The following is a 24091-nucleotide window of genomic DNA, read 5'->3' on the forward strand; positions in this document are numbered from 1 at the left end:
TGGCCAGCGGTGTCATGCGGTGCGCCCCTTCCCCTGCGGCCTGAACAGGGAACGGCTCGCGTCCCGGACGGCGTAGGCGCCGCCGAGCAGGGAACCGCGGGTCCGGTGCAGCAGGCTCACGGAGCCGCCGCGGCCGGTCAGCGAGCCGAAGAGCGTCTCGTAGCGCTCGGCGATCCGGGCCGGGTCGAAACGCTCGGAGCTGGTGAGGGCGCGCGCCGCCATCTCCTGGCGGCGCTTGTCGTCGTTGATGAGTTCCAGCAGGCCGCCGGCGATCGCGTCGACGTTGCCGACCTCGACGAGGCGGCCGTCGATCCCGTCGTGGATGATCTCGCCGGGCCCGTGCGGGCAGTCGGTGGCGACCACCGGGAGGCCGCACCGCATGGCCTCGACGATGGTCATGCCGAACGACTCGAAGGTCGAGGTCACCGCCGCGACGGAACCTTTCGCCCACTCCGGCTCGATCGGATTGGCCGGACCCATGAGGAAGACGTGGTTGTAGAGCCCGAGCTGGTCGATGAGGGTGCGCAGCTTGTCCTTCTGGCGCCCCGCGCCGTAGATCCGCAGCCGCCAGTCGGGGCGCTCGGCGCGCACCTTGTCGAAGGCCTTGATCAGCAGGTCGTACCGCTTGACCGGGGCGAGCCGCCCGGCGGCCACCACCCACTTGGCGTCGCCGTCGGCGGGCGTGATGCCCGGGGCGGGCACCGGGTTGGACATGGCCTCGATCCGGACACCGGGCAGCCGCATCCGGTCGCGGTAGGCGCGGGCGTCGGCCTCCGTGGTGGTGGTGAGGGCGTCGAGGCGCGGGTACACCTTGCGCAGCTGCCGCAGCAGGCCCGGCGTGTGCGTGTCGAGCGTGAGGTGCTCCTGGCCGATGCGCAGCGGGCCGCGCCGGGTCTCCTTGGCGAGGTGCACATTGAGCCCCGGCCGGGTGCCGACGACGACGTCCGCCTCGACGCTCCCGAGGTACTCGGCGATGCGCCGGTCGGTGAGCGCGCTGTACTGCTCGTAGCGGCCCTCGTGGCGCGGGAAGACCGTGGCGGGCTCCTTGAGCGCCGGGTCGCCGCCGTCGTATCCCGGCGAGTCCTTGCGGATGTCCACCAGGTGACGCAGCCGGACGCGCTGGTCAGGCGCGAACACCGGCTCGTCGCGATGCCGGAAGACCGAGACGACCTCCACGTCATGCTGCTCCGCCAGGGTGTTGGCGAGGTTGTACGTGGTGCGGATCGTCCCTCCGATCCCATACGCATTGTTGATCAGGAAAGAAATCTGCATGCGTCCCCGTATCCCACCATTCCGCGCGGACAGTCCGGATCATCACTTCGGTCGGTTCAATCCGTGTTCTCCGCCTACCAGATGGTTAGACAGAGATGCCCGGGCGAGGGTTGTTCATCATCATCATCTTGTTCCAGAACAGTTGCCTTATTGGTAGGCAATATGAGGAACCAATTGGCCACTTTGTCCATCAGGATCACGTCATGGCTGGTAGGCGGGTTGCGGACCGTCAAAGCGCGTGCGGTTCATGTCACCGCCCCGGGTGACCCCGCGGCCGCCGATGGGCCGCCCACGACAGGGGCGGCCCGCGACGAGCGCCTCAGCAGCCCGGGCTCGGTGACGCGTTTCCGCTCAGGCGCACCAGCCCGCACAGCGTCCTGACGGACACCTTCCAGACTCCGTCCTGCTCCACGGAGCTGCCCCTGGCGTCGGGGAGCACCGTGGCGCCCTTGAGAGCGAGCGCGTACGTCACGTGGGCGCCGGTCGGCGAGGCGAAGGTGACCTTGGTGACCTCCGCCTGCACCTGGCCGCCGCGCTTGTCCCCGTTGAACCTCTCCAGGACCTTCTTCATCGCCGACCCGTTCTCCAGGAGGGCGGTCTTCTGGTCGATCGGCACGGCGGGGTCGAAGAACTTCTTCCAGTTGGCCTTGATCTCCTTCTCGGCGGCCGCCGGGTCCGCCGGCGCCGTCGCGTACGGAGTCGACTGGTGCGCCGTCGGCGTCGACGAGGTGCCGCTCGAGCCGCCCGAGCCGCCGCACGCCACCAGGGCGGACCCGAGGGCGAGTACCGCGGCGAGGGCTGCGCCCCGCCCGCGACGGACCACCACGATCCTGTTCCCGAACATCAACTGGCTCACCACCGGATGTCGGTCCGGGCGTCAACCACGCCCGGAGCTTTCAGGGTTGGCCTCCAGAAGGCATAGTGCAAGCGATCGGCCGACAAAGCCATACACAGCCGGACACCTACGGATACGACCGAAAACAGGCAGTCCGGCACGACGACGGTGGGGAGCCCTCCATGCGGACAGTCCGGCCCCGGACATCTGACCTGCACCCCGTGTTGTGGACGGGCCTCGCCGCACTGGCCGCCGGCGCGGTGCTGTGCGTCATCGGCTGGTACGGGATGTCGGGCGAGCGCCACGCCGCGCGCCAACTGCCGTATCTGGCCTCGTGCACGGTGCCGGGCTCGGCCCTGATCATCGCGGGTGCCGTCCTCCTCACGTACGGCAGGAGCACTCTGGCGACCGCCCGGCTGGCGGAGCTGTACGAGCTGCTCGTCGCGGTCGAGACACCGCCACGGACACGGCCCGCCGGGAACCTGCTGATGGTCCCCGGCGGAACGCTGTGGCACCGCGCCGACTGCCCGCTCGTCGAGAGCGAGCCGGAGGCCGTCCGGGCCGACGTCCGGGCCATCACCGCCGCCGGGCTCGGCCCGTGCCCCATATGCGAGCCTCAGGAGGGGAGTTGAGGCAGCCGGGCCGCCTTCGCAGGGGTCTTCTTCGCAGAGGGCTTCTTCGCGGGCTTCTTCGGGGGCTTCTTCGGGGACGGTTTCCGGCCCTCGGGGATGACCAGCGACGCCCCCACGGTCAGCCGGTCCGGGTGCGACCCCACCACGTCCCGGTTCGCCTCGTAGAGCGCCTGCCAGCCGCCCTTCACCTTGAGGCGCCGGGCGATTGACGTCAGCGTCTCCCCGCTCTTCACCACGTGCACGCGCCCCTGGAGCCGGTACTTCTTCGCGCACGCGGGCCAGGCCTGCCAGCCCTGCGTGCGCAGCACCTCCTCGGCGACCTCGATCTGTTCGGCGCGGGTGGCGAGGTCGGCGCGCGGCGCGTACGCGAGGCCGCCGTGCTCCTCCCAGGTCGGCTGCCAGAACTGGAGCCCGCCGTAGTAGGAATTGCCGGTGTTCGCGTCCCAGCGGCCGCCGCTCTCGCACTGGGCGAGACAGTCCCACGGCCATTCGCCCTTGGCGCAGTCGGAGGGCTTGTCGGACCTGTGGGGCTTCAGGGCGGCGTGCGGCCGGTGTGCGGCGCCCAGGGCGGGCGCCGGCGCGGCGGCCACGGCGAGCAGCGAGGCGAGCAGGGCGCAGGACGCCGGGAGCAGCGAGGACAGCGGACGCATCGCGTCACGCTAAGCAGCGGGCCCGGGGCGGCCCGCCGTGCCGCGCCGCGCGGACCGTGGCCCCACCCGGTCGGCGGACCGAGCGGGCGGGGCCACGGGGCACCACCCTCTGCGCCTACCGGATCAGCAAGTGCTGGCCCGGCAGGATCAGGTCCGGATCGCCACCGACGACCGTCCGGTTGACGGTGTACAGGCGCTGCCAGGTGGTGCCGTGGGCGGCCGCGATCCGGCCGAGGGTGTCGCCGTCGCGGACGACGTACCCGCCGGCGCGGGTCGCACCGCGGTCGGCGCGCTGCGAGCCGTGCCCGGGGGGTGCGGACTTCGGTGCCGATTCCGTCGTCACGGCCGGGGCCGACGCGGCCGACGGCGCGCCGCCGTAGGCGTTCGCGCGGATCGAGCAGACGGGCCAGGCGCCCCAGCCCTGCGCGCGCTGCACCTTGGCGGCGATGGTGATCTGCTGGGACTTCGATGCCCGGTCGGCCGTCGACGCGTAGGCCCCGCCGCCGTACCCCTGCCAGGTCCCGGCGGAGAACTGGAGCCCGCCGTAGTAGCCGTTACCGGTGTTGATGTGCCAGTTGCCGCCGCTCTCGCAGCGGGCGATGCGGTCCCAGACGCCGGAGTCGGCCGCGTGGGCCGAGCCGGCCGCCGCCAGGAGACCGAGCGGGGCGAGCAGGGCCGCCCCGGCGAGAACCGCTGTCGTTCGAGCCGTACGAATCGGCACGGACATGAGAAATCCCTCTCGTGGACTGCTCGTTGCAGACGGCGGTGGAATCTAGGCAGCGCACGGCGGTGACATCAACCAACGGTTCGTCACTCCAGGCCAGCGGACCGTTACCTGAAGTAGCGACGCATTCAGGCCACCCACTTCATTAGCTGATTTCAGGATTTGTCGACCCGTCCCCTCGTGGATGTGTGACCCACTTCACTCACTCAACTTGCTTGGAGTACCTACAAGTTGGCATGGAGTGACAGATTCCGGTGCGGCTCTCACGGTGCGCGTCGGATGGGTGAATTCCGTTCGGTTCCGGGCGTGACTCCGGCCACAGATCACCCGTTGTCCCTTCATCAGCACTCTCTGTCTCCGCGACGGCACTCGTCCGCGGGACCGACCGACCCTGAGGAGCCACCCGTGCCGCGCTTGCTCGACCTCAGCGACGACGTACGCGCCGAGATCGGCGACGAAGAAGCCGACCGGCTGCTGGCCGGGGACAACGCCCCGGGCAGCTACGACTGCACGTCCTGCCGCACCGCGGGGGACTCGGAACAGGAGCGCACCAGCACCGTCCTGTTCGTCGGTGACGAGACCGCCGTGCTCGCCTTCGCCCATGCCGTCTGCCTGCCCTCGCAGGTCGTCCGGGTCGCCGAGGACCAGTTGCAGGGTGCCGTGCGTTCCGTCGCCGGTGCCGCCGACCAGGTCCCCGGTGCCGCCCCGTCCCAGGCCGTGCTCGGCGTGACCAGCGGTCTCGTCCTGATCGCCGGCGAACTGCACCCCGCGCTCGTCGTGGAGCCCACCGGGCCCATCGCCCGGCCGGGCGCCGACTCCGGCGACGACTTCCTGCCGCTCCTGATCGAGCAGGGCTACATGCCGGTGACCGGCCTGGAAGAGGCCCCGCGCGGCCTCGACGGCTGGTCGGTGCTGCTCGCCATGGGCCAGCTGCACGCCGTACTGCAGCCCGGCAGCGGCGGCGCGCCCTCGCAGGTCGCCTGGTGGCAGGCGCACCAGCCGCTCCAGGTCACCGAGGGCTGGCGGGCCGCCGCCAACAAGACGCAGAAGGTGCTCGTCTTCGCCACGCCGGCGGGCTCGATCGGCCGCCAGCCGCGCGAGGACCTGCTCCGCGACGCCCTCGACAAGGCGGCGGCGAACGGCCGGCTGGTCGCCGCCGCGCTGCCGCTGGCGGGCACCTGAGCCCATCCGCACCCCGTAGGGCCATAGAGCCTCAGCCGACGACCCGGACCCTCGCGAACGCGCCGCTCACCCTCCTTACGCCCCGGAAAACCCGAGGCCAAGGGCGCATCCGTAGAGGATCCGGGTCGTTGGCACTCACGTGCACCCATACGACCCCACCATGTCCGGGCGGCGTCAGCCGTACCCGAGCCAGATCCCGTCGATGCGCCCCGCGGAGGACCACCAGGGCAGCCCCTCGAACGGGCACGCGAGCGGCCAGACAGGCGGCCACTCGACCGGTTACCAGGGCAGTTACTCGGCGACGCCCATCTACGACGCCCTCTACGCGGAGTACCGCAGGTCCTTCCGGGCGCTGCCCGGCGACCGCAGCGGCGAAGAGGATCTCGGGTTCACCGGATTCGGCACCGGTCCCTACGGCGCACGCCATCACACCCCGCACTACCCGTCGGCCCACCAGCACCCACAGTGGCAGCCACAGACGAACGGGCGGCAGCACGGCCACGGAAGTCACTTCCCGGCCGCACTGCCGCCCGCTCCGCGCCGCGAGCACTGAGCCCCGGCGCGATCGATCCGCTTCCGCTACTTCTTGCGGCCGCGCTTCTCGCGCACGCGCACCGAGATATGGATCGGCGTTCCGTCGAAGCCGAACTCCTCGCGCAGCCGGCGCTCCACGAAGCGGCGGTAGCCGGCCTCGATGAACCCGGAGGCGAACAGCACGAACCGCGGCGGCTTCGTACCGGCCTGCGTCCCGAACAGGATGCGGGGCTGCTTGCCGCCGCGGACCGGGTGCGGGTGCGCGGCGACCAGCTCGCCGAGGAAGGCGTTCAGCCGGCCGGTCGGAACGCGGGTCTCCCACCCGGCCAGCGCCGTCTCGATCGCCGGGACCAGCTTCTCCATGTGGCGGCCGGTCTGCGCCGACACGTTCACCCGGGGCGCCCACGCGATCTGGGCGAGCTCGGTCTCGATCTCGCGCTCCAGGTAGTAGCGGCGCTCCTCGTCGAGGGTGTCCCACTTGTTGTACGCGACGACGATCGCGCGGCCCGCCTCGACGGCCATCGTCACGATCCGCTGGTCCTGGATGGAGATGGACTCGGAGGAGTCGATCAGGATGACCGCCACCTCCGCCTTCTCGACGGCGGCGGCGGTGCGCAGCGAGGCGTAGTAGTCGGCGCCCTGCTGGAGGTGGACGCGCTTGCGGATGCCCGCGGTGTCGACGAACTTCCAGACGACGCCGCCCAGCTCGATCAGCTCGTCGACCGGGTCGCGGGTGGTGCCCGCCAGCTCGTTGACGACGACGCGGTCCTCGTTCGCCACCTTGTTGAGCAGCGACGACTTGCCGACGTTCGGGCGGCCGATCAGGGCGATGCGGCGCGGGCCGCCGACGCCGGCGGCGCCGAACGTCTGCTGCGGCGCGTCGGGCAGCGCCTCGATGACGGCGTCCAGCATGTCGCCGGTGCCGCGGCCGTGCAGCGAGGAGACCGGGTGCGGCTCGCCGATGCCGAGCGCCCACAGAGCGGTGGCGTCGGCCTCGCCGGACGGGCCGTCGACCTTGTTGGCGCAGAGCACCACGGGCTTCTTGGCCTTGCGCAGCAGCCGGACGACGGCCTCGTCGGTGTCGGTGACGCCGACCGTGGAGTCGACCACGAAGACCACGGCGTCGGCGGTCTCGATCGCGTACTCGGCCTGCGCGGCCACCGACGCGTCGATGCCGAGCACGTCCTGCTCCCAGCCGCCGGTGTCGACGAGCTTGAAGCGGCGGCCCGCCCATTCGGCCTCGTAGGTGACGCGGTCGCGGGTGACGCCCGGCTTGTCCTCCACGACGGCCTCGCGGCGGCCGATGATGCGGTTCACCAGGGTCGACTTGCCGACGTTCGGCCGGCCGACGACGGCGAGCACGGGCAGCGGGCCCTGGGCGGCCTCCTCGATGGCGCCCTCGACGTCGTCGACGTCGAAGCCCTCTTCGGCGGCGAGCTCCATGAACTCCGCGTACTCGGCGTCGCCGAGCGCCCCGTGCTCATGCTCCCCGGAGCCCTCGGGCTGGATCTGGTCGTTCATGAAGTCCGTACCTCGTCGTTCATTCGTGGTGATCGGTGCGCCGTCTCGGTCGGAGGCCGGTGCACTACTGAAAGTCTCGCTCAGCGCCCGGTCAGGCGCCTGGCGTCCGCCAGGTGGCCGGTGAGCCGCTCCTGGATGCGCACGGTCGCCTCGTCGAGCGCCTTGCGCGTACGCCGTCCGCTGCCGTCGCCCGCCTCGAAGGGGTCGCCGAAGACGACGTCGACCCTGCTGCGCAGCGGGGGCAGCCCCTTTATCAACCGTCCGGGCTTGTCGGTGCTTCCCAGGACGGCGACCGGGACGATCGGCGCCCCGCTGCGCACGGCGAAGTACGACAGTCCGGCGCGCAGCGACGCGAAGTCGCCGTCGCCGCGGGTGCCCTCGGGGAAGATGCCGAGCACTCCCCCGTCCTTCAGCACGTCGAGGGCGCGCGTGATGGCGGTCCGGTCGGCGCTGGTGCGGTCGACCTTCAGCTGCCCGATGCCTTCGAGGAAGGTGCCGAGCGGCCCGATGAACGCCTCCTGCTTGATCAGGAAGTGCGTCGGGCGCGGGGCGACGCCCATGACCATGGGGCCGTCCACGTTGTGCGAGTGGTTCACGGCGAAGATCACCGGGCCGGTGGCCGGGACCCGCCACGACCCGAGTACGCGCGGCTTCCACAGCCCGTACATCAGGCCGACGCCGATCCGCCGCCCGACCTCGGCACCCCGTACCGAAGGCGCGTTGGTCACTTCGCGGCCCGCTTCTCCTCGACCAGAGTCACGACGCACTCGATGACCTGCTGGAGCGTGAGCTCGGTGGTGTCCACCTCGACGGCGTCGCCGGCCTTGGCCAGCGGCGACGTCTTGCGGCTGGAGTCCGCCTTGTCGCGGGCGACCAGGGCCTCCTGGGTCGCCTTGACGTCGGAGCCCTTCACCTCGCCGGAGCGGCGGGCGGCGCGGGCCTCGGGCGAGGCGGTGAGGAAGACCTTGAGGTCGGCGTCGGGCAGCACGGTCGTACCGATGTCCCGGCCCTCGACGACGATGCCGACCTCGGCGCCCTTGGCGATCGAGCGCTGCAGGTCGGTGATGCGGGCGCGCACCTCGGGCACCGCGCTGACGGCGCTGACCTTCGAGGTGACCTCGGTGGTGCGGATGGGACCCGCGACGTCCGTGCCGTCCACCGTTATGGTGGGCGCGGACGGGTCGGTGCCGGAGACGATGTCGGCCTTGCCCGCGACGGCGGCGATCGCGGTCGGGTCGGTCAGGTCGATGCCGTTGTTCACCATCCACCAGGTGATGGCCCGGTACTGGGCGCCGGTGTCCAGGTAGCTCAGACCGAGCTGCGCGGCGACGGCCTTCGAGGTGCTGGACTTTCCCGTGCCGGAGGGTCCGTCGATCGCGACGATGACAGCTGCCGGGGTTTCCATGGGTGACGGACACCTTTCTCAGTGCACGGGGGCATGCGTACGGGGCGCGGACACGCCCCGCACAAGGTTACTGGGTCTGGCAGGCGCCTTTTACTGGCGCATGGCCCAGCCCCGCTCGCGCAGGGACGCGGCCAGTTTCGGGGCGGCGGCGGGCTGCACCATGAGCTGCACGAAACCGGCCTGCTGCCCGGTCGCGTGCTCGATGCGGACGTCCTCGACGTTGACCCCGGCCGCGCCGGCGTCGGCGAAGATGCGGGCCAGCTCGCCGGGCTGGTCGGAGATGAGCACGGCGACGATCTCGTAGGCGGCCGGGGCGGCGCCGTGCTTGCCGGGCACCCGGGCCTGTCCGGCGTTGCCGCGCCGGAGCATGGTCTCGACGCCCTCGGCGCCCTCGTGGCGCTTGGCGTCGTCGGCGGACTGCAGGGAGCGCAGGGACTGCACGGTCTCCTCCAGGTCGCCGGCGACTGCGGAGAGCAGGTCGGCGACCGGTCCGGGGTTCGCGGAGAGGATGTCGATCCACATCTGGGGGTCGGACCCGGCGATCCGGGTCACGTCGCGGATGCCCTGCCCGCAGAGCCGGACGGCGCTCTCCTCGGCGTTCTCCAGGCGGGCCGCGACCATGGTGGAGACCAGGTGCGGCATGTGGGAGACGAGGGCGACGGCCCGGTCGTGGGCGTCGGCGTCCATGACCACGGGGACGGCGCGGCACAGGGCGACCAGTTCGAGCGCGAGGTTGAGGACCTCGGTGTCGGTGTCCCGGGTCGGGGTGAGCACCCAGGGGCGGCCCTCGAAGAGGTCGGCGGTCGCGGCGAGCGGTCCGCTGCGCTCGCGGCCGCTCATCGGGTGCGTACCGATGTACGGGGTCAGGTCGAGCCCGAGGGCCTCCAGCTCGCGGCGCGGGCCGCCCTTCACGCTGGCGACGTCCAGGTAGGCGCGGGCCGCACCGGCGCGCATCGCGTCGGCGAGCTGGGCGGCGACGTGCGCGGGCGGCACCGCGACCACGCACAGGTCGACGGCGCCCTCGGGCGGCTCGTCGGTGCCGGCGCCGAGCGCGGCGGCCGTGCGGGCCTGCGCCTGGTCGTGGTCGGCGAGGTGCACGGTGACCCCGCGCGAAACCAGGGCGAGGGCGGCGGAGGTGCCGATCAGGCCGGTGCCGATGACGAGTGCGGTTCTCACTGGGCGATGTCCTTGCGGAGGGCGGCCGCGGCACCGAGGTAGACGTGCGCGATCTCGGACTTGGGCAGGTCGGTCTCGATGTGCGCGAGGAGCCGGACGACGCGCGGCATGGCGCCCGCTATCTCCAGCTCCTGGGCGCAGATCAGCGGCACGTCGGCCAGTCCTTCGACGTCGAGCTTCCGGGCGGCGGCCGCCGGGAAGTCGGAGTGCAGATCGGGCGTGGCCGTGAACCAGATGGAGATCAGGTCGTCCGCGATCAGGCCGTTGCGTCCCAGGACCGCGGTGAGCAGCTCACCGACCTGCTCGTCCATGTGGTCGGCCGCGTCCCGCTCCAGCTGGACGGCGCCCCGGACCGCTCGTACCGCCACGACGGTGCTCCTTGCTTCTTGCGTACGTACGTCTGTCCGCTCCAGCGTAATTGGGCCCGCACGCACGGGTGCGCGGCGCCCGTCTGCCGAGACGGGGCCGCGCGCCGCGGTGGGACCGGTTTCAGAGGTTCTGCTGCTTGGCCAGCTCCTCCAGGGAGACGGCCGGTACCTGTCCGTCGGGAGTGATCTTGTCGACGAGCTGGGGCAGCTGCTGCGCCACCTGGTCGGCGACCTGGTCCCGGCTGATTCCGGCGTCGGCCGCGGCCCGGTCGAGGGCCTCGTCGGGCACGGCCTGCTTGACCTGGTCGGCGTCGAGCGGCTGATTGCTGCCCGTGCCGACCCACGAGTCGAGCTGCTCCTGGCTGACCAGGCCGGATTTCGTGATCATGTCCATCAGCCCGCCGAGCGGGTTGGACCCGCCGCCGGCGCCGCCGCCCCCGCCCGTCTTGCTGCTCAGCACGGAGCTCAGGACCTGGCCGAGGATGTTGCCTGTGCCGGACGAGCCGCCCTGGCCGCCTCCGCCGAGGAGACCGCCGAGCAGACTTCCGAGATCGTTGCCCGCCATGGGGGTGCCTTTCGGGCTCGGGGAAACGCGAACCACCTCAATGTCACCCGAAGCACATCAAGGCGCCACTCGGCCGGAGGAGGGCCGGTCGTCCCCTGGACGCGGCGCCGCGCGTCCGCTGTCATGAGAGACGGCCGCACGCCGCGCCTCGGGGGAGGCTCGCAGATGAAGCGCTCAGGACCTCTCTTCACGCTGTTCGCCGGTCTGGCGCTCGGCCTGATCATGCTGTCGCTGAACGCGACGACGGGCGAGGCCGGCGCACCGTACGGAGGCGCGCCCACCGCGTCCCCCGCCTCCACGAGCCCGTCCGTGCTCCCGAGCCCCTCGAAGACGGCGCGCGGGAAGTCCGCCTACGCGGGCCGCACGGACGACGACACCGCCGCCGTCTCGGTCTCCGTGCGGGGCGACAGGGCCGTCGCGTACTACTGCGACGGCCGCACGAAGGAGTCGTGGCTGAAGGGGCCCGTAGGGGCCGACGGCTCCATGAAGCTCAGCGGCGCGCACGGCGCCCGGCTGACGGGCTCGCTCAGGAACGACCGGATCCGCGGCACCGTCGAGGCCGGTGGCCGGCCCGCCGCCTTCACGGCGAAGAAGGCCGTCAAGCCGTCCGGCCTGTACCGGGCGACCACCGAGGTGCGCGGCGCGACGATCGACGGCGGCTGGATCGTGCTGCCCGACGGCCGGCAGGTCGGCATCGTGACCCGCGACGCCGTGCCGACCGCCGCACCGCGTATCGACCCGGAGACCGGCGCCGTCACCGTCGACGGCGAGCGGCTGACCGCGCGTCCCGTCGTCCCCTGACCTCTCCCGGAGGGGTGAGTCATGCCCGTCGACCCGAACGCTCCCACGCAGAGCTTCCCGAGCCCGGTGCCCGGCCACCGCGCCCCGCACCCGGCCCGCTTCCTGGTGCCCGCCGTCGTGGCGGCCGCGGTGGCGGTGGCCCTCGGCGCGTACGGGAAGGTGCACGATCCGTCGGGCACGGCGTTCAACCTCGCCGGGTTCTCCAGTACGAGCGCGGTGAAGTCCTGGCTCGCGACGGTGGCGTTCGCCTTCGCGCTCGTCCAGGTCGTCTCCGCCTTCATGGTGTACGGGAAGCTGCCCGGCCCGTCCTGGGCACCGGCCCTGCACCGCTGGTCGGGCCGGATCGCGTTCCTGGTGGCCGTCCCGGTGGCGGTGCACTGCCTGTACGCGCTCGGCTTCCAGACGTACTCGCCCCGGGTCATGTGGCACTCGCTGCTCGGCTGCTCCTTCTTCGGGGCGTTCAGCGCCAAGATGCTGCTGCTCCGGGCGGAGCGGCTGCCGGGCTGGCTGCTGCCGGTCGTCGGCGGCCTGGTCTTCACGGCCCTCACGCTGCTGTGGCTGACGTCGGCGCTGTGGTTCTTCCGCACGGTGGGGGTGACGACATGAGCCGACGGCAGGCCTCGCGCAGGAGCGTGCTCGTCGCGGGCGCGGCGGCGCTCGCGGCCGGGTGCACCAAGTACGGCGACGAGAGCGGGGACGGAGCGGGCGAGTCGCGGACGTCACCGGCCCCGCCGTCGGGGCCAGGACCGTCCTCGGCGGCGCCCGGCCTGGCGAGGACCTCGGACATCCCGGTCGGCGGCGGCAAGATCTTCGCCGCCGAGAAGGTCGTGGTCACCCAGCCTGCCCGGGGCGAGTTCAAGGCGTTCTCGGCGGTCTGCACGCACGAGGGCTGCCTGGTGAACAGCGTCGCGGGCGGCACCATCAACTGCCCCTGCCACGGCTCCAGGTACCGGATCGCGGACGCCTCGGTGGCGGGCGGACCGGCACCGCGCCCGCTGCCGCCCCGACGGATCGAGGTCAGCGGAAATTCGATCACGCTCGGCTGATCAGCGGCCTACGCTCACGGCATGGACCCGCACGACCTGGTACGCGACCACACCGTCTACGCCTGCGTGATGGGCTCGCGCGCGTTCGGCCTGGCCACCGAGGACAGCGACACGGACCGCCGTGGCGTGTACCTCGCGCCGACGCCGCTGTTCTGGCACTTCGACAAGCCGCCGACGCACGTCGACGGGCCGGCCGACGAGCAGTTCTCCTGGGAGCTGGAGCGCTTCTGCGAACTGGCCCTGCGCGCCAACCCCAACATCCTGGAGTGCCTGCACTCCCCCTTGGTCGAGGAGCTGACCCCGGTGGGCGAGGAGCTGCTCGCCCTGCGCGGGGCGTTCCTCTCCCGCCGGGTGCACGAGACGTTCGCCCGGTACGCGGTCGGCCAGCGCAAGAAGCTGGAGGCCGACGTCCGCGTCCACGGCGCCCCGCGCTGGAAGCACGCGATGCACCTGCTGCGGCTGCTGAAGTCCAGCCGCGACCTGCTGCGCACCGGCGAGCTGCGGATCGACGTGGGCGAGGACCGCGAGGCGCTGCTCGCGGTGAAGCGCGGCGAGGTGCCGTGGTCCGAGGTGGACCGCCGGATGACAAGACTGACCGAGGAAACAGACAGGGCGGCAACCCGCACCCCTCTCCTCCAGGAACCGGACCGCCCGCGGATCGAGAACTTCTTGTTCCACACCCGCCGCACCTCAGCCACCTAGCCTTGGGCAATCTGCCGTCCCCCAGACTCCGTCCGGGGGGACCCCCGGGGGCGGCAGGGTGGGCAAGGCGGCACCCCGACGCGGGGCGAGCGCTGAACCAGCCCCCGCCGCAGCCCCGCCCCGCTGCTCACCTCACCCCGAGTCCCACCGCTTCCCGAACCCCACCAACTCGTCCCGGTGCTCGACCCGCTCGACCCACGCCCGAGGCCAGGCATCCCCACCGAGATACGCCCCGGCGAACGCCCCGCCCAGCGCCGCGATCGAGTCCGAGTCACCCGACGTACAGGCACCCCGGCGCAGCACGAGCGCGGGCTCGTCGACGAACAGCAGGAAGCACAGCAGCCCGGTGGCGAGCGCCTCCTCGGCGATCCATCCCGCGCCGGTGGCGAGGCAGGGATCCACCTCCGGATTGGCGTCGCGCAGGGCGGCCTCCAGCCGCTCCAGGACCCCCAGGCACTCGTCCCAGCCGCGCGCGATGAACTCCTCGGGACCCGCGTCCTGCGCGCGCCGCCACAGATCGCCGAGCCAGCGCTCGTGGTACCGGGTGCGGTTCTCGAGCGCGTACGACCGCAGCCGGCCGACAAGGCCGGTGGGCTCGGTGCCCTGCGCGAGGAGGTGCACGGCCCGCGCGGTCAGATCGCTCGCGGCGAGCCCGGTCGGATGCCCGTGCGTGAGCGCGGCCTGCAACTGGGCGGCCCCGGCACGCTGTTCGTGGTCGAGGCCCGGTACGAGACCGAGCGGCGCGACCCGCATGTTGGCGCCGCAGCCCTTGGAGTGGATCTGGCTGGCGTCGCGCCAGTCGCGCCGCGGGTCCTCCAGGAGGTCGCAGGCCCGCAGGCAGGTGTTGCCGGGCGCGCGGTTGTTCTCGGGCGACCGGTTCCAGGCGATGAACTCGCGGCGCAGCGCGTCGGCGTACCGCTCCGGGGACTCGGGAACCCCGGCCCGCGCCACGGCGAGCGTCATCTGCGTGTCGTCGGTGATCCAGGCGACGGGCCCGGGCAGCTCCATCTCCCGCCACGGCCCGCACTTCGCCAAGATCGACGGTACGTCGTTGAACTCGGTCGGGAATCCGAGCGCGTCCCCGAGCGCCAGCCCGAGCAGCGATCCGGTCGCGGCACCCTTGATCATGAGGAAACACCCTTCTTCGTCTCGGGCTTCTTCGTGTCCGGCACCGGCTCGGGCGCGGGCCGCAGCAGCGGCGGGTGGAGCGATCCGGCGCCGCCGGACCGGTACAGCGCCGCGGGCTTGCCGCGGCCTCCGGTGAGCCGGGACGCGCCGGGGATCTGCTCGACGAAGCCGGGGGTCGCGAGCACCTTGCGGCGGAAGTTCGCCGGATCGAGCTCGGTCCCCCACACCACCTCGTAGACCTGGCGCAGCTCGCCGAGCGTGAACTCGGGCGGGCAGAACGCGGTGGCCAGGCAGGTGTACTCGAGCTTGCCGCCGATCCGGTCGTGGGCGTCGGCGAGGATCCGGTCGTGGTCGAAGGCGAGCGGGCCGTACGCGCCGCCGGCCCCCTCCTCGTACGGCAGCCAGGCGGCCCGCGCCGCGTCGCCGCCGCCCTGCGCCTGCGGCGCGTCCGGCACCAGGGCGGCGAAAGCGACCGAGACGACCCGCATCCGGGGGTCTCGGCCCGGCTCGCTGTAGGTGCGCAGCTGTTCCAGGTGGAGCCCGGCGACGTCGTCCAGACCGGTCTCCTCGGCGAGCTCGCGCCGCGCCGCCCCCTCCGCGGCCTCGTCGGGCTCCAGGAAACCGCCGGGCAGCGCCCAGCGCCCCGCGTACGGCTCCTGGCCGCGCTCGACGAGCAGAATGTGCAGCCGCCCGGACCTCAGCGTGAAGACGGCCAGGTCGACGGTGACGGCGAACGGTTCGTAGGCGTACTTGTCGTAGCCCTGCACGGACATGCGGCGACCCCCTCCCTTATTGGTCCATGAGACTTTAAAGGAGGGGGTCGCCCACGACAACCCTTTGCGGGAGATCGGCCTGCGGAGCTACGGAGCGCTCTAGAGGTCGACTTCCTTCATCAGCATGCCGACCTCGGTGTTCGACAGGCGTCGCAGCCAGCCGGACTTCTGGTCGCCCAGCGTGATCGGCCCGAAGGCGACCCGCACGAGCTTGTCGACCGGGAAGCCGGCCTCGGCGAGCATCCGCCGCACGATGTGCTTGCGGCCCTCGTGCAGGGTGACCTCGACCAGGTAGTTCTTGCCGGTCTGCTCGACGACGCGGAAGTGGTCCGCCTTCGCGTACCCGTCCTCCAGCTGGATGCCGTCCTTGAGCTGCTTGCCCAGGTCACGCGGGATCGGACCCACGATGTGCGCGAGGTAGACCTTCTTCACGCCGTACTTCGGGTGCGTGAGGCGGTGGGCCAGCTCACCGTGGTTGGTGAGGAGGATGACGCCCTCGGTCTCCGTGTCGAGCCGCCCGACGTGGAACAGCCGCGTCTCGCGGTTGTTCGTGTAGTCGCCGAGGTTCTGCCGGCCCTCGTTGTCCTCCATGGTGGAGACGACGCCGGCCGGCTTGTTCAGGACGAAGAACTGGTACGACTGCGTGGCCACGGTCAGGCCGTCGACCTTGATGACGTCCTTCTCCGTGTCGACGCGCAGGCCCTGCTCCAGGACGATCTCGCCGTTGACCTCGACGCGGGCCTCCTCGACCAGCTCCTCGCAGGCACGGCGCGAGCCGTAACCGGCACGGGCCAGCACCTTCTGCAGCCGCTCGCCCTCCTGCTCGGCGCCGGGGAAGGTCTTGGGGAGGTTCACCTTCGGCTTGCCCGCGTACCGCTCGCGGTTGCGCTCCTCGGCCCGCGCCTCGTACTCGCGCGAGGTCGCCGGGACCCAGCGCCCGCGGCCCGGCACGGACTGCTGCCCGCGCTTGGGGCCGCCCTTGGCACCGCCGCGCGCCGAGGCGCCGCGGCCCGTCTTCGGGCCTTCCTGGGTGCCGCCGGGGCCGACGTCGTAGCGCCGCTCCTCCGGGCGCGGGTTCTTCGGGCGGCCGCTGCCGCTGCCGCCCTGCTTGTCATCGCGGTTGTTGCCGGCGCCGCGCTGGTTACCGCGGCCCCCGCTGCTCCCGCCGCGGCCGCCGCTGTTGCCACCACGGCTCCCGCCGTTGTTTCCGCTGCTGTTCCTGCCGCTGCTGCTTCGCATCAAATTTCCGTTAGTCGGCTGTGTGCTCGGTACCCGGCGCATCGGGTGCGTCCGGGTCGAACGACGGGACCCCTTCCAGCGTGTCCGCCTCGATCGCGTCCGCCTCGGGGAGGAAGGGCGCGAGTTCCGGCAGCTCGTCCAGGCCGCGCAGGCCCATCCGCTCCAGAAAGTAGTTCGTCGTCCTGTACAGGATCGCACCTGTTTCGGGTTCCGCGCCCGCCTCCTCCACCAGACCCCTCTGCAACAGGGTCCGCATGACCCCGTCACAGTTCACTCCGCGCACGGCGGAGACCCGGGAACGGCTGACCGGCTGGCGGTACGCGACCACGGCCAGGGTCTCGAGGGCGGCCTGGGTCAGCCGGGCGATCTGCCCGTCCAGGACGAAGCCCTCCACGGCTGCGGCGTACTCGGGCCGGGTGTAGTACCGCCACCCGCCGGCGACGAGCCGCAGCTCGAAGCCGCGCCCCTGCACCGTGTACTCGTCGGCGAGGGCCCGCAGGGCGTCGGCGACGGCCCGCCGGGGCCGCTGGAGGATCTTCGCGAGGTGCTCCTCGGTGGCCGGCTCGTCGACGACCATGAGGACGGCCTCCAGCGCGGGCCTCAGATCGAGCCCGCCGACGTCGCTCGCGCCGTCCACGCTCATCGCGCACTCTCCTTGTCGTCGCCCACGGGCTCGGGGGCCCGGTCGAACTCGTCGGTCACCACGGGCTCGCTCCCGCTCTCCGCGCCGGTCCACCGCACGATCAGCTCGCCCAGCGCGGTCTCCTGGTCCAGCGCGACGGCCTTCTCGCGGTACAGCTCCAGGAGCGCCAGGAACCGCGCGACGACGGTGAGGGTGTCGTCGGTGTCGGCCACGAGATCGCGGAAACTGGCCTCGCCCAGGTCCCGCAGCCGCGCCATGACCACGCCCGCCTGCTCCTGCACGCTCACCAGCGGCGCGTGGATGTGCTCGATGTACACCTGCGGCTTGGCCTTGGGCTGCATCGCCTTCACGGCCAGCTTGGCGAATCCTTCCGCCCCGATGCTGATGACGACGTCGGGCAGCAGCTCGGCATGGTGCGGCTCCAGGCCCACGGTCCGCGGGTACCGGCGTGCCTCGTCGTCCATGCGCCGGGTGAAGATGTCGGCGATCTGCTTGTACGCGCGGTACTGGAGCAGCCGGGCGAACAGCAGGTCCCGGGCCTCAAGGAGCGCGAGGTCGGCCTCGTCCTCGACCTCGGCGGCGGGCAGCAGCCGGGCGGCTTTCAGATCCAGGAGTGTGGCGGCGACGACGAGGAACTCCGTCGTCTGGTCCAGGTCCCAGTCGGGCCCCATGGCGCGGATGTGCGCCATGAACTCGTCGGTGACCTTGGACAGCGCGACCTCGGTGACGTCGAGCTTGTGCTTCGAGATCAGCTGCAGGAGCAGATCGAAGGGCCCCTCGAAGTTGGCGAGCCGAACCTTGAAGCGACCGTCGTCCTGAACCTCTTCGGCGGGCTTGGTGGGCTCGGCGGGCTCGGCGGCCCCGGCAGGCTCGGCGGCCCCAGCGGGCTCGGGAGCCCCGGCGGCTTCAGAGGAAGCAGCGAGCTCAGCGGGCTCGGGGACTTCGGCGGGCCCAGGGCCTTCAGCGGGCTCGACGGCATCGGGTCCGCTGGTCTCCGGCTCCGCAGCCTCCTCCTCCGGCGCGGCCAGCGCCCCCCGCCCCAAGGCGCGCCGCCGCGCACCCCGGTCAGGCGAAAGGGAGGAGGAATCGTTCACAGGCACAATGCCGGAGGCTACCGCCCGCGCAGCCTGCGTACGAGAATGCTGGCGTCGCCACGCGACTCCAGGTCGGCCAGGACGACGGCGACGGCCTCGCGCACGATCCGGCCCCGGTCCACCGCGAGCCCGTGCTCCCCGCGGAGCACCAGACGCGCGTGCTCCAGATCCATCAGTTCCTCGGCGGAGACGTACACGGTGATCTTCTCGTCGTGCCGCTCACGGCCACTGGGCCGCCGGTTCGCGGCGCGGGCGCGGCGACGGGCCTGGCCCGTGCCCCGGCCACCGCCGGCCGAACCTTCCTGCGCGCCGCCGGACGAGCGCCGTGCGGGCTTCTCGGCCGCCTCCGCGGGGGCGGCGGACCGGCCGCGCGACCCGGAGTCGGACTCCGCGTCCGCGGCGGCGTGTTCGGCGGACGGTGCGGACTCGCCCTCGCCCTCCTCCGACGCGGACGACGCGGCGGCAGCCTCGTCGCTCTCCCCCGCCGGCGCGGGCACCCGTGCCTCACCGTTCGCCGTGCGTCTCGGTGACGACGCCTGCAGTGCCATGCCCCCGGTCGTACGGAACAGTTCGTCGGCCCCCGGCAGACTCACTCGGCGTGACACCGGGCGAGCACCTCCCTGGCGAGCTGGCGATAGGCGGCGGCACCGACGGAGTTGGACGCGTACGTGGTGATCGGCTCACCGGCGACGGTGGTCTCCGGGAAGCGCACGGTCCGGCCGATGACCGTGTGGTACACGTGATCGTCGAAGGCCTCGACGACGCGTGCGAGCACCTCACGGCTGTGCACGGTCCGCGAGTCGTACATCGTGGCGAGGATGCCGTCGAGTTCGAGCTCGGGGTTGAGCCGCTCCTGGACCTTCTCGATGGTCTCGGTCAGCAGCGCGACACCGCGCAGCGCGAAGAACTCGCACTCCAGCGGGACGATGACCTTGTGAGCGGCCGTCAGGGCGTTCACGGTCAGCAGGCCGAGCGAGGGCTGACAGTCGATCACGATGTAGTCGTAGTCGTCCATCAGCGGCTTCAGCGCACGCTGCAGCGTGGACTCGCGCGCGACCTCACTGACCAACTGCACTTCGGCGGCGGACAGGTCGATGTTGCTGGGCAGCAGGTCCATGTTCGGAACGGCCGTCTTCAGCAGCACCTCGTCGGCGGACATCCCCCGCTCCATGAGCAGGTTGTAGACCGTGAGGTCGAGTTCCATCGGGTTCACGCCGAGCCCGACCGACAGGGCACCCTGCGGGTCGAAGTCGACGAGCAGGACCCGGCGGCCGTACTCGGCAAGTGCCGCACCCAGATTGATGGTCGACGTGGTCTTGCCGACGCCGCCCTTCTGGTTGCACATCGCGATGATCTTCGCGGGGCCGTGATCGGTCAGCGGTCCTGGAATCGGGAAGTACGGGAGCGGCCGCCCGGTCGGGCCGACGCGCTCGCGGCGCTGCCGGGCAGCGTCGGGCGCGAGCGTGGCCGCGTACTCCGGATCGGGCTCGTACTCGGCGTCTGGGTCGTAGAAGTGCCCCTCGGGGGACAGTTCCTCGTAGTCGGCGAAGTGGCTGTGTGTGTCGCCACTTCGGTCGCCGGCCATGGCGTTCACGTGATGGCCATCCATGCTCTGGTGTGCTGTCTGCGTCGGCGTCTGCTGGGGGCCCTGGGATGAGGTGCCCCGATGGCCACTCTGGCGGGCGGCGAAGGTACGTACAGCGACGGAGCCGACAGCCTGAAGCCCCGCGGGTCCTTGTCCGCCTGGCCGGCCACCTCCGGGAGTAAATGTCGACTCATTCACAAGTCGTCTTACCTCCTTGGATGTGACCAGGAAAATTTATCGATAGGTCAGCGTGGCACCATGCCGACGGTTTGCGACTCTATGGCGTGTCACCACTCCGCAGCAACACAATCCGCCGGACCCGGCACGATGTGTCGGCACTTCAGCGACCGAAGAACACCCTCATGTCAAGGGCGTATGACGGTTCTTCGGCGGGTTTTGCAGGGGCGCGAATCGGTTAAAGGGTTACGTTCAAGGCGAGTTGACCGGGCCTGTGCGCCCGCCGTGCCCCCAAAAGTACGGCCGGACCCCTCGCAAGGTCCGGCCGTAGGCGTGAGATTGACGACTCCCGTTGACGCTCACCTGGTCCGGGAGGTCCGTCGGGGATCGGTCGGGGCGTCAGCCCAGGAGGGTCTCCAGCTCCACGTGCTCCAGGCCGTGGGCCTCGGCGACCTCCTTGTAAACGACCTTGCCGTCATGAGTGTTGAGGCCCAGGGCCAGGGCCGCGTCGCGGCGCAGGGCCTCGGCCCAGCCGCGGTTGGCGAGCTCGACGATGTACGGCAGCGTCGCGTTGGTCAGCGCGTACGTCGACGTGTTGGGCACCGCGCCCGGCATGTTGGCGACGCAGTAGAAGACCGAGTTGTGGACCGGGAAGGTCGGCTCGGCGTGCGTGGTCGGGTGCGAGTCCTCGAAGCAGCCGCCCTGGTCGATCGCGATGTCGACAAGGACACTTCCGGGCTTCATACGCGACACGAGCTCGTTGGTGACCAGCTTCGGCGCCTTGGCGCCGGGGATCAGAACGGCGCCGATGACGAGGTCGGCGTCGAGGCACGCCTTCTCCAGCTCGAAGGCGTTGGAGACGACGGTCTGGATCTTCGTGCCGAAGACCTTGTCGGCTTCCTTGAGCTTGTTGATGTCCTTGTCGAGCAGGGTCACGTGGAAGCCCATGCCGATGGCGATCTGCGCGGCGTTCCAGCCGGAGACGCCGCCGCCGATGACGACGGCCTTGCCGGCCGCGACGCCCGGGACACCGCCGGGCAGCACACCGCGGCCGCCGTTGGCGGCCATCAGGTGGTAGGCGCCGACCTGCGGGGCGAGGCGGCCCGCGACCTCGGACATCGGGGCGAGCAGCGGGAGCGCGCGGTTGGCGGTCTCGACCGTCTCGTACGCGATGGCGGTCGTGCCGGACTCCAGGAGCGCGTCGGTGCACTCCTTGGAGGCCGCGAGGTGCAGGTACGTGAAGAGCGTCTGGTCCTTGCGCAGGCGGTGGTACTCCTCCGCGATCGGCTCCTTGACCTTCAGCAGCAGGTCGGCGGTGGCCCAGACCTCGTCGGCGGTGGGGAGGATCCGCGCACCCGCGCCGACGTACTCCGCGTCCGTGATCGACGAACCCACACCGGCGTTCTGCTCGACGAACACCTGGTGGCCGTGGCGCACGAGCTCGTGCACACCGGCGGGGGTGATGGCCACCCGGAACTCGTTGTTCTTGACCTCGCGGGGGATGCCGACCTTCATCGTCGATCACGGTCCTTGGCTCAGGGGATTTTTCGGGCAACGCACTACATACCAGTGCCACAAGGGGCGCACCGGGAGACACCGCGGAAGGACGCGGCGGAGCCAGTCTAATGAAGGTTTTCCGGCTGTCTAGCCTTTCGATGCATCAATCTTCAGTGGATGGACTACGGATTTCGTAGGTGTTAGTGGCTTGTTCCGAAGGGTTTACCGCCGGAGTGCCCTTCACGCCTTCGGCGTCCCTGGAAGGTGCCGGTGCGAGCTCCTCTCCCAGCATGCGCTCGGCGGCACTGCGGTGCAGCTTGGCCGCGGCCGGGTCACCGAGCCGTTCGAGGGTGTCCGCGAGCCGCACCTGGAGCGCCGCCTGCAGCCGTACGTCCTTGGCCTGCCGGGCCCACTCCACCGCCTCCTGGCAGGTGTGGAGCGAGTCCTCGGGGCGCCCGGCGTACTCCTGCACGCGCGCCAGTTCGCTCAACGCCCGCGCCTGGGCGGGGACATCGCCCTCCTTGCGGTATCCGGCGACGGCCGAGCGCCAGCCGCGCAGCGCGTCGCCGTAGCGCCCCGCGTAGGTGTGCACGGCCGCGATCCGGCCGTGCAGCCGCGCGGCGTCCGCCCGCTCGCCCCGGGTGAGCCGCTGGGAGAGGGCGCGGCCGTACCAGTCGGCGGCCCGGTGCCAGTCCCCCAGCTCCTGGTAGGTGCCGCCTACGGATTCCATCGCGCGGCCGGTCGCGTACGGGTCGCCGGCCGCCCGTCCGGCGTCCAGCGCGGCCCGGTAGCGGGCCAGGGCCTCCTGGGTGCGGCCGGTCCGCGCGTCGAGATCGGCGAGGTTGAGCAGGGCCGCGGCCTTCTCGCGCGGCAGGTCGCGCCGCTCGGCGACGTCGAGGACCAGCCGGTGGATGCCGTACAGATCCGCGGCGGCGTCCTCGGGCCCGCCGTGCGCGACCAGGGCACGCGTCAGGGCCGCCATCAGCCGCCGCGCCAGGGTGTCCAGCTCGCCGTCCGCCACGGCGAGGCGGGCCGCCGCGAGCAGGGTGGGCCGGCGCACCCGCAGCCATTCCGCGGCCGCCCCGGGATCCGCGAACCGCAGCGCGCTGGGCAGTCCCGCGAGCTTCTTGCGGGCCGGTGAACCGTCCGGCTCGGTGACCGCGCGGCAGGACGTGAGCAGCCGCACGGTGCGCTCCAGCATCCGGGCGCGGGCCAGCTGCACCTCGCCGGGCCGGTCCAGGGTCTCGGTGAGCCCGCGCAGCAGCGGCAGCAGGCAGCCCGGCACCTCGTACTGCGGCAGCTCGGAGGCGACGCCGCGGACCAGCCCGAGCGTCACGAAGTCGTCGAGGGTGGTGCGGGCGGCGGACACGGAGCAGCCGGCGAGCGCGGAGGCGGTGTGCGGGTCGACATATCCCTCGGGCGCGAGGGACAGGTAACGCAGTATCCGGGCGGCGGGCCCCGGCAGGGACGCGTACGCGTGGCGGAACACGCGGGCGAGGGCCGGTCCGTCGCCCTCCAGCGCGTGCAGCTGCTTGGCCAGGTCGGCGACGGACTCCTTGGGGCGTACGGCGAGCCAGCCGCCGGCGATCTCCAGGGCCGCGGGCTCCGATCCGCAGACCTCGGCCAGGGACTCGGCGGAGCGCGGGTCGCAGGTGATCCGCACGGAGCCGGTGTGCCGGGTGAGCAGCTCGACCGCGGATTTCGTGTCGAGGCCGCCGATCGTGCAGGGCCGGACGTCCGGAATTCCGGTGAGGGGGCCCTCGGCGACGGCCACCACCAGGCAGTCGGGGGTCTCCGGCAGCAGGTCGTCCACCTGCTCGGCGCTGCCCGCGTCGTCGAGCAGCAGAACGACCCGGCGCACGGAGAGGCCCTCGCGCAGCCGCTCCGTCAGCTCGTCGGCGGACTCGCCCGGCGGTGCCGGCAGGTCGAGCTCGTTGAGCAGATCGCGGGCGACGCGCTCGGTGGGCACCGGGGTGCCGTCGGGCGCGGTGAGCCGGGTGCGCAGGGCGCCGTCCGGGTAGCGGTCGGCGATCTGGCGCAGCAGTTCCTCGGCGAGTGCGGTGCGGCCGGTGCCGGGGCGGCCCGCGATGAGCAGGACCCGGGCCCTGGGTGCCTTGCGGCCCGACAGGGTGTCCAGGCCCGCGCGCTCGATGTCGGCCCGCAGCTCTTTCAACTCACGTCCGCGCCCGAGGAACTGAGGGCCCGTCATGTCCAGGCCCCGGCGGGTGCGGCGCCGCTTACGGGCTCGCCCCGAGGGCTCCTCGACCGCCTGATTCGTCACGGGCCACGCTCCGTCTCACGCCAGCCCCTCCGGGGGTCGGCCGGGGCGATCCCGAGCCTAGTTCAGGGGTTGCCGCCACCCCGGCCGAGCATCGCGGACGGGTCCCCCGATCGGATCAGCGCATGGTCTGACCGGCGGTGCGCTTCCGTCCCCGGGTGCGGCTTGCGTCGTGGCTGATCGCGCAGTTCCCCGCGCCCCTGAGATGCGCACTTCGTGCGCCATCTCATCGGGAGGCCGCGCGAAGCGCATGCCTCAGGGGCG

26 protein-coding genes are annotated in these 24091 nt (G+C 71.8%); 7 read left to right on the forward strand and 19 right to left on the reverse strand.

Going from position 1 to position 24091, the window contains the following annotated elements; translation table 11 throughout:
* Positions 1-12: 12 nt before the first annotated feature.
* Both ACFVDP_RS32600 and ACFVDP_RS32605 read right to left on the reverse strand, forming a co-directional pair.
* Positions 13-1272: a glycosyltransferase family 4 protein gene (locus ACFVDP_RS32600; protein WP_383497652.1), complete on the reverse strand. Its 1260-nt coding sequence runs from the start codon at positions 1270-1272 to the stop codon at positions 13-15.
* 319 nt (positions 1273-1591) lie between these two features.
* Complete coding sequence (locus tag ACFVDP_RS32605; protein ID WP_383497654.1) at positions 1592-2116, reverse strand: hypothetical protein; 525 nt, start codon at positions 2114-2116, stop codon at positions 1592-1594.
* A gap of 173 nt (positions 2117-2289) precedes the next feature.
* Here ACFVDP_RS32605 and ACFVDP_RS32610 point away from each other — a divergent pair, with 173 nt between their 5' ends.
* Entirely contained in the window at positions 2290-2739 is a 450-nt protein-coding gene (locus tag ACFVDP_RS32610; RefSeq protein ID WP_383497656.1) for a hypothetical protein, read from the forward strand.
* Here the strand turns inward: ACFVDP_RS32610 and ACFVDP_RS32615 are convergent.
* Together ACFVDP_RS32615 and ACFVDP_RS32620 are read right to left on the reverse strand one after the other, a co-directional pair.
* On the reverse strand, positions 2724-3389 hold the full coding sequence (locus ACFVDP_RS32615; RefSeq protein ID WP_383497658.1) for a transglycosylase family protein: 666 nt from the start codon (positions 3387-3389) through the stop codon (positions 2724-2726). The genes ACFVDP_RS32610 and ACFVDP_RS32615 overlap by 16 nt on opposite strands.
* Before the next feature lie 115 nt (positions 3390-3504).
* Entirely contained in the window at positions 3505-4116 is a 612-nt protein-coding gene (locus ACFVDP_RS32620; RefSeq protein WP_383497660.1) for a transglycosylase family protein, read from the reverse strand.
* A 402-nt stretch (positions 4117-4518) separates the two neighbouring features.
* On the opposite strand from ACFVDP_RS32620, the gene ACFVDP_RS32625 reads away from it, so the two are divergent.
* Together ACFVDP_RS32625 and ACFVDP_RS32630 are read left to right on the forward strand one after the other, a co-directional pair.
* The gene (locus ACFVDP_RS32625) at positions 4519-5295 is read left to right on the forward strand and encodes a hypothetical protein (protein WP_383497662.1); all 777 of its coding nucleotides are present in this window, start codon (positions 4519-4521) and stop codon (positions 5293-5295) included.
* 139 nt (positions 5296-5434) lie between these two features.
* A complete protein-coding gene (locus ACFVDP_RS32630; protein ID WP_383497664.1) occupies positions 5435-5848 on the forward strand; it encodes a hypothetical protein in 414 nt (137 codons plus the stop codon).
* A gap of 26 nt (positions 5849-5874) precedes the next feature.
* On the opposite strand, the gene der is transcribed toward ACFVDP_RS32630, so the two are convergent.
* The 6 genes from der to ACFVDP_RS32660 all read right to left on the reverse strand — a co-directional run bounded on the left by der (position 5875) and on the right by ACFVDP_RS32660 (position 10900).
* Entirely contained in the window at positions 5875-7350 is a 1476-nt protein-coding gene (gene der, locus ACFVDP_RS32635) for a ribosome biogenesis GTPase Der (protein WP_383497666.1), read from the reverse strand.
* A gap of 80 nt (positions 7351-7430) precedes the next feature.
* Positions 7431-8018, reverse strand: a complete 588-nt coding sequence (locus ACFVDP_RS32640; protein ID WP_383497739.1) for a lysophospholipid acyltransferase family protein — start codon at positions 8016-8018, stop codon at positions 7431-7433.
* A gap of 56 nt (positions 8019-8074) precedes the next feature.
* Positions 8075-8755 carry a (d)CMP kinase gene (gene cmk, locus ACFVDP_RS32645; protein ID WP_383497668.1) on the reverse strand — a complete coding sequence of 227 codons (681 nt, stop codon included), beginning with the start codon at positions 8753-8755 and terminating at the stop codon, positions 8075-8077.
* Between the two features lie 90 nt (positions 8756-8845).
* A complete protein-coding gene (locus ACFVDP_RS32650; protein ID WP_383497670.1) occupies positions 8846-9931 on the reverse strand; it encodes a prephenate dehydrogenase in 1086 nt (361 codons plus the stop codon).
* A complete protein-coding gene (aroH, locus tag ACFVDP_RS32655) occupies positions 9928-10299 on the reverse strand; it encodes a chorismate mutase (RefSeq protein ID WP_383497672.1) in 372 nt (123 codons plus the stop codon). The genes ACFVDP_RS32650 and aroH overlap by 4 nt, the downstream gene beginning before the upstream one ends.
* A 121-nt stretch (positions 10300-10420) precedes the next feature.
* Positions 10421-10900, reverse strand: coding sequence for a YidB family protein (locus tag ACFVDP_RS32660; protein WP_383497674.1), 480 nt, complete (start codon positions 10898-10900; stop codon positions 10421-10423).
* 129 nt (positions 10901-11029) lie between these two features.
* Here ACFVDP_RS32660 and ACFVDP_RS32665 point away from each other — a divergent pair, with 129 nt between their 5' ends.
* The 4 genes from ACFVDP_RS32665 to ACFVDP_RS32680 are packed head-to-tail and all read left to right on the forward strand — an operon-like array spanning position 11030 to position 13413.
* A complete protein-coding gene (locus ACFVDP_RS32665; protein ID WP_383497676.1) occupies positions 11030-11665 on the forward strand; it encodes a hypothetical protein in 636 nt (211 codons plus the stop codon).
* Positions 11666-11686: 21 nt separating this feature from the next.
* On the forward strand, positions 11687-12271 hold the full coding sequence (locus ACFVDP_RS32670; RefSeq protein ID WP_383497678.1) for a DUF6529 family protein: 585 nt from the start codon (positions 11687-11689) through the stop codon (positions 12269-12271).
* On the forward strand, positions 12268-12711 hold the full coding sequence (locus ACFVDP_RS32675; RefSeq protein WP_383497680.1) for a Rieske (2Fe-2S) protein: 444 nt from the start codon (positions 12268-12270) through the stop codon (positions 12709-12711). The genes ACFVDP_RS32670 and ACFVDP_RS32675 overlap by 4 nt, the downstream gene beginning before the upstream one ends.
* 21 nt (positions 12712-12732) lie before the next feature.
* Entirely contained in the window at positions 12733-13413 is a 681-nt protein-coding gene (locus tag ACFVDP_RS32680; RefSeq protein ID WP_383497682.1) for a DNA polymerase beta superfamily protein, read from the forward strand.
* A gap of 132 nt (positions 13414-13545) precedes the next feature.
* Here the strand turns inward: ACFVDP_RS32680 and ACFVDP_RS32685 are convergent, their stop codons facing one another.
* The 9 genes from ACFVDP_RS32685 to ACFVDP_RS32725 form a co-directional block, all read right to left on the reverse strand.
* Positions 13546-14541 carry an ADP-ribosylglycohydrolase family protein gene (locus ACFVDP_RS32685; protein WP_383497684.1) on the reverse strand — a complete coding sequence of 332 codons (996 nt, stop codon included), beginning with the start codon at positions 14539-14541 and terminating at the stop codon, positions 13546-13548.
* Complete coding sequence (locus ACFVDP_RS32690; RefSeq protein WP_383497686.1) at positions 14538-15314, reverse strand: NUDIX domain-containing protein; 777 nt, start codon at positions 15312-15314, stop codon at positions 14538-14540. Before ACFVDP_RS32690 ends, ACFVDP_RS32685 begins: the two co-directional genes overlap by 4 nt.
* A gap of 99 nt (positions 15315-15413) precedes the next feature.
* The gene (locus tag ACFVDP_RS32695; protein WP_383497688.1) at positions 15414-16553 is read right to left on the reverse strand and encodes a pseudouridine synthase; all 1140 of its coding nucleotides are present in this window, start codon (positions 16551-16553) and stop codon (positions 15414-15416) included.
* 10 nt (positions 16554-16563) lie between these two features.
* Positions 16564-17196, reverse strand: coding sequence for an SMC-Scp complex subunit ScpB (gene scpB / locus ACFVDP_RS32700; protein ID WP_383497690.1), 633 nt, complete (start codon positions 17194-17196; stop codon positions 16564-16566).
* Positions 17193-18239, reverse strand: coding sequence for a segregation and condensation protein A (locus tag ACFVDP_RS32705; protein WP_383497692.1), 1047 nt, complete (start codon positions 18237-18239; stop codon positions 17193-17195). The genes scpB and ACFVDP_RS32705 overlap by 4 nt, the downstream gene beginning before the upstream one ends.
* Positions 18240-18307: 68 nt before the next feature.
* Complete coding sequence (locus ACFVDP_RS32710; protein WP_383497694.1) at positions 18308-18895, reverse strand: hypothetical protein; 588 nt, start codon at positions 18893-18895, stop codon at positions 18308-18310.
* Positions 18880-20073 carry a ParA family protein gene (locus tag ACFVDP_RS32715; RefSeq protein ID WP_383497696.1) on the reverse strand — a complete coding sequence of 398 codons (1194 nt, stop codon included), beginning with the start codon at positions 20071-20073 and terminating at the stop codon, positions 18880-18882. The genes ACFVDP_RS32710 and ACFVDP_RS32715 overlap by 16 nt, the downstream gene beginning before the upstream one ends.
* A gap of 378 nt (positions 20074-20451) precedes the next feature.
* Positions 20452-21567, reverse strand: a complete 1116-nt coding sequence (gene ald, locus ACFVDP_RS32720) for an alanine dehydrogenase (RefSeq protein ID WP_383497698.1) — start codon at positions 21565-21567, stop codon at positions 20452-20454.
* A gap of 145 nt (positions 21568-21712) precedes the next feature.
* The gene (locus ACFVDP_RS32725) at positions 21713-23830 is read right to left on the reverse strand and encodes a tetratricopeptide repeat protein (RefSeq protein WP_383497700.1); all 2118 of its coding nucleotides are present in this window, start codon (positions 23828-23830) and stop codon (positions 21713-21715) included.
* Between the last annotated feature and the right edge of the window lie 261 nt (positions 23831-24091).

The organism is Streptomyces sp. NPDC057694 (genome assembly GCF_042799415.1).
Lineage (GTDB): Bacteria > Actinomycetota > Actinomycetes > Streptomycetales > Streptomycetaceae > Streptomyces.

What these genes read in the sequence shown, in the direction of transcription:
- ACFVDP_RS32695 (WP_383497688.1), bottom strand. Translation starts at nt 16,553, where the DNA reads ATGCGAAGCAGCAGCGGCAGGAACAGCAGCGGAAACAACGGCGGGAGC.
- ACFVDP_RS32615 (WP_383497658.1), bottom strand. Translation starts at nt 3,389, where the DNA reads ATGCGTCCGCTGTCCTCGCTGCTCCCGGCGTCCTGCGCCCTGCTCGCC.
- ACFVDP_RS32610 (WP_383497656.1), top strand. Translation starts at nt 2,290, where the DNA reads ATGCGGACAGTCCGGCCCCGGACATCTGACCTGCACCCCGTGTTGTGG.
- ACFVDP_RS32665 (WP_383497676.1), top strand. Translation starts at nt 11,030, where the DNA reads ATGAAGCGCTCAGGACCTCTCTTCACGCTGTTCGCCGGTCTGGCGCTC.
- ACFVDP_RS32680 (WP_383497682.1), top strand. Translation starts at nt 12,733, where the DNA reads ATGGACCCGCACGACCTGGTACGCGACCACACCGTCTACGCCTGCGTG.
- cmk (WP_383497668.1), bottom strand. Translation starts at nt 8,755, where the DNA reads ATGGAAACCCCGGCAGCTGTCATCGTCGCGATCGACGGACCCTCCGGC.
- ACFVDP_RS32640 (WP_383497739.1), bottom strand. Translation starts at nt 8,018, where the DNA reads ATGTACGGGCTGTGGAAGCCGCGCGTACTCGGGTCGTGGCGGGTCCCG.
- ACFVDP_RS32690 (WP_383497686.1), bottom strand. Translation starts at nt 15,314, where the DNA reads ATGTCCGTGCAGGGCTACGACAAGTACGCCTACGAACCGTTCGCCGTC.
- ACFVDP_RS32605 (WP_383497654.1), bottom strand. Translation starts at nt 2,116, where the DNA reads ATGTTCGGGAACAGGATCGTGGTGGTCCGTCGCGGGCGGGGCGCAGCC.
- ACFVDP_RS32685 (WP_383497684.1), bottom strand. Translation starts at nt 14,541, where the DNA reads ATGATCAAGGGTGCCGCGACCGGATCGCTGCTCGGGCTGGCGCTCGGG.
- scpB (WP_383497690.1), bottom strand. Translation starts at nt 17,196, where the DNA reads ATGAGCGTGGACGGCGCGAGCGACGTCGGCGGGCTCGATCTGAGGCCC.
- ACFVDP_RS32600 (WP_383497652.1), bottom strand. Translation starts at nt 1,272, where the DNA reads ATGCAGATTTCTTTCCTGATCAACAATGCGTATGGGATCGGAGGGACG.
- der (WP_383497666.1), bottom strand. Translation starts at nt 7,350, where the DNA reads ATGAACGACCAGATCCAGCCCGAGGGCTCCGGGGAGCATGAGCACGGG.
- ald (WP_383497698.1), bottom strand. Translation starts at nt 21,567, where the DNA reads ATGAAGGTCGGCATCCCCCGCGAGGTCAAGAACAACGAGTTCCGGGTG.
- ACFVDP_RS32620 (WP_383497660.1), bottom strand. Translation starts at nt 4,116, where the DNA reads ATGTCCGTGCCGATTCGTACGGCTCGAACGACAGCGGTTCTCGCCGGG.
- ACFVDP_RS32675 (WP_383497680.1), top strand. Translation starts at nt 12,268, where the DNA reads ATGAGCCGACGGCAGGCCTCGCGCAGGAGCGTGCTCGTCGCGGGCGCG.
- ACFVDP_RS32670 (WP_383497678.1), top strand. Translation starts at nt 11,687, where the DNA reads ATGCCCGTCGACCCGAACGCTCCCACGCAGAGCTTCCCGAGCCCGGTG.